At 42.2% G+C, this 6,114-nt stretch carries 4 protein-coding genes; 3 read left to right on the top strand and 1 reads right to left on the bottom strand.

Annotated features, from left to right (window positions below; all coding sequences use genetic code 11):
• Nucleotides 1-138: 138 nt before the first annotated feature.
• The gene (locus tag VF500_RS23010) at nucleotides 139-1,260 is read right to left on the bottom strand and encodes a glycoside hydrolase family 5 protein (protein ID WP_330861920.1); all 1,122 of its coding nucleotides are present in this window, start codon (nucleotides 1,258-1,260) and stop codon (nucleotides 139-141) included.
• Nucleotides 1,261-1,323: 63 nt separating this feature from the next.
• On the opposite strand from VF500_RS23010, the gene VF500_RS23015 reads away from it, so the two are divergent.
• The 3 genes from VF500_RS23015 to VF500_RS23025 form a co-directional block, all read left to right on the top strand.
• Nucleotides 1,324-2,670 (top strand): HAMP domain-containing sensor histidine kinase, encoded by a 1,347-nt coding sequence (locus VF500_RS23015; protein WP_330861921.1) that lies wholly within the window; start codon nucleotides 1,324-1,326, stop codon nucleotides 2,668-2,670.
• A gap of 11 nt (nucleotides 2,671-2,681) precedes the next feature.
• Complete coding sequence (locus VF500_RS23020; protein WP_330861922.1) at nucleotides 2,682-4,769, top strand: cellulose biosynthesis cyclic di-GMP-binding regulatory protein BcsB; 2,088 nt, start codon at nucleotides 2,682-2,684, stop codon at nucleotides 4,767-4,769.
• A 191-nt stretch (nucleotides 4,770-4,960) separates the two neighbouring features.
• Nucleotides 4,961-6,114: glycosyltransferase (locus VF500_RS23025; RefSeq protein ID WP_330861923.1), on the top strand; the 1,154-nt coding region annotated here is incomplete at its 3' end.

Below are 6,114 nucleotides of genomic sequence, written 5' to 3' on the forward strand. Positions count from 1 at the left end.
AAATATTCATGTATTTTTTCTAACATGAACTTTTCAATGTGCACCATTACTTCTCTGCGCTTTTCTACAAAAAATTCCATAAAACAGGTATATTAATCAGCAAAGGTAACTAAAATTGTAACATTATGTTTTAAATTTTCACTGTGATTGGCTAATTGCGTCTTGCATACACAAGGGTAAATTTTCCTTAGCCGGCTTGCCATCAAACAGCGAAAAATTACTGTTATAATCCCAAAGCATGCCAGGAATATCAAGCTTCTTTAAAGCCCGGCGAACTGCCCTGATATACCGGCACCGGCTATCCACATCGGCATACTTATTATACACTCCATACTCGCCGCAAATAAGGGGTACATCGTACTTCAAGGCCCAGTTTTTCACGATCTGTAGTTTATCATTTATTGATTGTTCGTCGCCATCGCGCGGGTACATATGGTAGTTGCTTTCGCCGGGGGTATTTTTTGCTTTTGGATTAAGTGCAGGAAAATTTTCCGCATTGTATGGAAATGATACCCCGGTGGTAGCAACCTGGTCGCCCACCCACGCAGCGCCCTGGTGGGTAAAAAAGAAAGGTTCGTAAAAGTGAAAGGTGTAAATGATATTATCATCGGCAAGCCTTTCAAATCTGCTCAACTCGTAAATACTGTTATAGTTTGACGCCCCCAATATGAGGGTACGCTGTTTATCAATTTTACGGATAGCCGTAACAATATTATATGCAGCGTCTTTCCACACTTTGGGGTTCATGTGGGGCGGCTCATTATAGATCTCAAAAAACAGGTTGTTATAACTTGTGCTTTTATACCTTTTGGTTATTTTTAGCCACAAATCAATTATCCGGGGTGTTTCTGTAAGGTAATTATTATCGCTTAAGCTGCCATAATGATAATCTATAACCAACCTAAATCCGTAAGTATCGCATTGCTCCACAACTTTATCTATATAGGTAAATAGCTGTGCTGTGGTTTTGGGGCTAAAGGAAGTAAAAGCAACAGGCAGCCTGATACTTTTAAACCCCAGTTTTTTGAGCAGCAGGAAATCAGATTTTTTGATGGCGTTTTGGGGCAGTGAGCTTTCGGCCCAGGTTTGTTCAAGCCATGAAATACTGATGCCGTTGTTTAAACTTTGGGCGCGTTTAAAAGCAAGGCCCCGGATATGTTGAGGAATTGGACGGCTTTTTGCAACAGAAAATATTACTGTTAACAACAGCAATAACAAACCTGTTTGAATTATCGTATAACGAATATTTTTGTCGACCAATATATTAACTGAATTATTTAAACAGCAGCCTTAATTTTTAATTACAATTCAAGATAACAAATAATGTTTGTTCAAATTACTAACGAAGAATTAATTAAAGAGACCGCAAAAAAAGCGTGGTACCAAACCAACAATATCATATGGACAATCATATTCCTGTACCCTCTTTTTAGTATTGTTGATTTTATTTATGCAAACAACTTCTGGCTGCAATTTTTCATTATCCGGATCATAACCATTCTTATTATATACGGCCTGTTCAGTTATTTTCAACATAAACAATTCAGTTATCGCATATTGCTGCATATCAGCTTTTTTATGCTTTCGGTAACGGCAGCTATATTGTGCAACCTGGTGAACATCCAGTTTTTAACCATTTACTTTATGCTGTTTGCCACTACCCTGCTGTTTTTTAACCTGCAGGTTTTTTGGGAACCGCTAAACTCCATCATCCAAACCTTAATGGCGCTGTTGCTGCTTGCCATTTTCTTTAACCTGCTGAGCGAATACAATCTCGACCTGGTTTTAAGCAACGGCGGGCAGATCTTCTTTATCATTGCGGGCATCTCCTGCTTGATCCCCGGTGCACGTTACAAAGTAATTCAGCGCGAGGTGCGCTCAAAGATCCTTATCGAAAAATCAAACGAGCAGCTTAAGCAGCAAAACAAGGATATCGCCGAAAAAAATAACCTTATCGACCTGCAATATGAGCAGCTCCGCAAGCTTGACAGCCAAAAGAACAGCTTCATCAACATTGCCGGACACGATCTTAAAAACCTCATTGGCTCTATTGTAATGAGCAATAATATGATCAAGGAAGAGGATTTCAGGCTCAGCACCGACCAGAAGGAATTTGTGGGCTACATATCCGAATCGGCTGATAAGATGCAGTATATGCTTAACAAGCTAATGGATGTTAAGGAGATCGAATCGCCGGATATGAAATTCAATATGGAGATCTTTGACATCAACGTTGAAGTGATGCATGTTTTTAAAGGCCTGTATGAAACAGCCCTGATGAAAAACATCCACCTGATTGATAATATCCTGAAGCTGCCCCTTAACGTAAGGCTTGATAAAGTATTTGCAGGCCAGGTGTTTCAAAACCTTTTATCAAACGCCATCAAGTTTTCGCAAACCAATAACAGCATTAAGGTTGTAACCAGCTTACAGCGCCAACGCTTTGTTTTCGAGATTATTGACGAAGGGATAGCCATAGGCCAGCAGGAGCTGGAAATGATGTTCAACAAGCTTAAAACACTTAACGATACATCCGGCGTTACTGAAAGCCGCTTAGGTTTGGGTTTATCCATTGCCAAATTGATGACACAGGAAATGGGCGGCGAGCTCAGCTACCGCAGCGATGACAGCGGCAATTATTTCAGAGTAGAATTTTACGTAATAAATTAATATTGATATCAATGAATAAGTTTTTTACCTTATTAGCCTTTATCCTATTATTCAGCACGGCTTCACAGGCTCAGGGCAACAGCATTGCATCCTTTAAAGCCTATGGCCATGAAGATGACATGATATACGGCATGAGCGGTGCTACTTCATTTTACTTCAAGATCACTCCTTTGGTTGAAATGAATGGCAGTAAACTGGTTTTATATTTCGAACCGTCGCAGGCATTGATAAAATCGCATTCATACATTAACCTGGTTATTAATAATAAACCTGCATATAGCAGCCGTTTAGGCCCCGATTCTATCCAGAAGATCACCCTTAACCTGAGCCGTGCCGATCTCACTGCCGATAAATTTCTGAAGGTACAGATCAAAACCCTGCTCACCATCACCGATGATCAGTGTAAAGACCTTGATAACCCGGCTATGTGGTTAAAGATCAAGAACTACTCATACCTTTCATTGGTTAAAAGCAATAAAAACTTTTTTGACAACGTAAATATCAGCAACTGCTTCGACTCCAAAAAAGCTATCGTTTATCCAACAAACCCAACGCTGCATGACCTTAAAGCTGTGGCCTGGGCTTATTCGAGGTTAAAAAAGACCCAAACACGTGAAATTGCAGTTTATGAAGAAAGCAAACTGCCCGACAGTGTTCGCAACTACATTAGGGTAGGTGCCGTAGATAAATTACCTGCCGACGCCCGTGAGCTTGTAAAAGTTACCCCGCAGGCTAATCAGGGCTTATTTTATCTTCATAAATCAGTAAGCCTGCTAACCGATACCATCGTACACATGGTTGATGTAAAAGGCCAGCTGGTGCCTGTTAAAACTGTAACGCAGGAGCAAGCGCCTAAAGAGGTATTGTTTATTACCGGCGGCGACGATGCAGGTTACGAAAAGGCTATCACCGCCCTGGGCAACATGAATATCCTTAACTCAACCTATGGCGATTACCTGCTGATAAACCAGGCTGAGAACACCTTCTTTAAAACTATCGACGAAAACCGTTCAAAGCTATCGTTAAAACAAATTGGCGGCGTGAGCGACTTCCTGTCGGGTATTGGCTCATTGAAGAGCGCTTACAGCTTTAAGAATAGTGATTTTAGCTTTACCCCTAAAGAGGTGGAGATCCGTTTTGTTGCCAATTACAGCGGCCTTGCCCCCGGCGACCGCGGCTTCTTCAACATATACCTTAATGGTTTGCTTATCAGCAGCGAAAAGCTGGATGCATCGGGCAAGCTGAACAGCTCCATCACCATTAACCGTTACCAGCACCACAAGTACAACACGCTGGAAGCCGAGTTTCGGTTTTACCCTACCAACGGTAACTGTAAAAACAGCTTCACCAACTTTTTTGCCGAAGTTGATGTTGATAAATCATACCTCGAATCAAAAAACCCCTTCATCACCAGCGACCTGAGCTTTTATCAGTATCCCGAGGCATTTAACAGCGGTACTACCAAAATTGTAGTAAGCGAAAAATACGCCAAGTATGCTGCTGCTGCCATGGGCGAGATCATTTATGAGCTTAACAACAACATCAACGCCAACAACTTCCCTGAGTTTGTTTACTCTAAAGATCTTGATCCAACCGAGCTAAAAAAATATAACATCATTGCGCTGCTTTCAAAAGATGATAAGCTGCTTGATGATTTTGCCGATGCACCTATCAAGTTTAACAAGGATTTCAGGCTGTATTACACCGATAATAACAAGCCGGTTTACCAGCTTTCGGATACGGTATCAAACGGCCTGGCGCAGATTTTTTACGGGCGAAGTAATAATGCTACCCTGGTGCTTACTGCCACCGGCATTCATGTTGCCGAAGCTTTTTTGGCGGTATCTAAATCCATTACCGAGCAACTTTCAACCCTGTCGAGCAATGTTTGTATCTCGGATGTTAACTCCAACAAATACCTGTTCAACATCAATAAATCGAGCGAGAACCTGGAGTATATTGATACCAAGAGCGGCCTTACCCGTTTCTGGGACAGCTACAACCTGTACATTTTGTTAGGCATCCTGATCCTGATCCTGCTTTCGTTCCTGTATGTGCGCTCGAAAGTGCAAAAGTCGCAGGACCTGTTTAACGATTAATGCCGCTGCACAAGGGTATCAAAACACATTGCGCACAATTATCAAACCGGGCCTGCAACAACAGCCGGTTTGATAAAGTTATTTATTGAGTCTGTCGATACATTCACACAAGACTGATAGATAGCAATGATAATCATACTATTAGCTTTAAGCCTTAAGCATTCGGCTTTTAGCTTTTATAAACACCTAATATGGATACACTGAGTATTTCTATTCCTGATATTTTGGTTGCCGACGGCTTTATTTCGCCGGCCGACCAGGAAAAGATCCATGCTTTTTCGGAAAGATCGGGTATGTCATACCTTAAAATAGCCCTTAACTTCGGCTATGTTTCCCGCAAAAACTATGAACGCTCATTAGGCAACGCCGGTTACCAGTTTGCCGAAATCCGCAATGAAGCTTTCGACCAGAAGATCCTCGACCAGGTTGACCTGAAATTTGCCAACGACCAGCTGGGTATCCCCCTTCGTATCGAAAACAATAAGGTGGTTACCATCATGGCCGATCCCAGCAATAACCTGTTCCTTGATTTTGTAAGGTTTACCTATGATCTGGAACCCGAAGTTATTGTAGCATCCGATTTGGAGATCACCTGGCTAAGCCACAAGCTTACCGGGCAGAAGTATGTGAAATCCGCCGTTTTTGAACTCCTTAAACGCGATCCTAAAAGCTCGGCCTCAACAACTTTTACCGCGCCGCAGCTTGCTTTTATCTTTATTTTGTGGGGAATTACCGCCATTGGCCTGTTCCTCAACTTCAAAACGGTATCCATCGCCATCAACCTCATCATCAGCTCATTTTTCCTGATCGCCATTATCTTTAAGCTGTTTTTGGCATTGGTTGGCTCCCGGTTTGAACTGCACCAGGCTGTTACCAAAAACGATCTGCGGGCCATTGTAAACGATGAGCTGCCTGTGTATACCATATTGCTGCCCGTTTATAAGGAAGATAAGCTCATCAAGAAACTCATCTGGAACCTGCAAAGTCTTGATTATCCGCGCGAGCAGCTGGATATCAAACTGCTTATTGAAGAGGACGATGACAAAACATTAAACGCCGTAAAAAACCTCGACTTCCCCGCTGTGTTTGAAGTTATTGTGGTGCCTTTCCACATGCCTAAAACCAAGCCGAAGGCCTGTAACTACGGTCTGCATTTTTCAAGGGGGCAGTACCTTACTATTTACGCTGCCGAGGATATCCCCGATACCGATCAGCTTAAAAAAGTGGTAGCCCTGTTTCACAAGCTGCCCGAAAATTATATCTGTATTCAAAGCGCGCTCAACTACTTTAACCGTAACGAGAACTTCCTTACCCGGATGTTCACCCTCGAGTATTCGTACTGGTT

This window comes from Mucilaginibacter sp. (genome assembly GCF_036383575.1).
Classification (GTDB): domain Bacteria; phylum Bacteroidota; class Bacteroidia; order Sphingobacteriales; family Sphingobacteriaceae; genus Mucilaginibacter.

Coding starts and splice junctions, on each gene's coding strand:
- VF500_RS23015 (WP_330861921.1), top strand. CDS start 1,324: ATGTTTGTTCAAATTACTAACGAAGAATTAATTAAAGAGACCGCAAAA.
- VF500_RS23020 (WP_330861922.1), top strand. CDS start 2,682: ATGAATAAGTTTTTTACCTTATTAGCCTTTATCCTATTATTCAGCACG.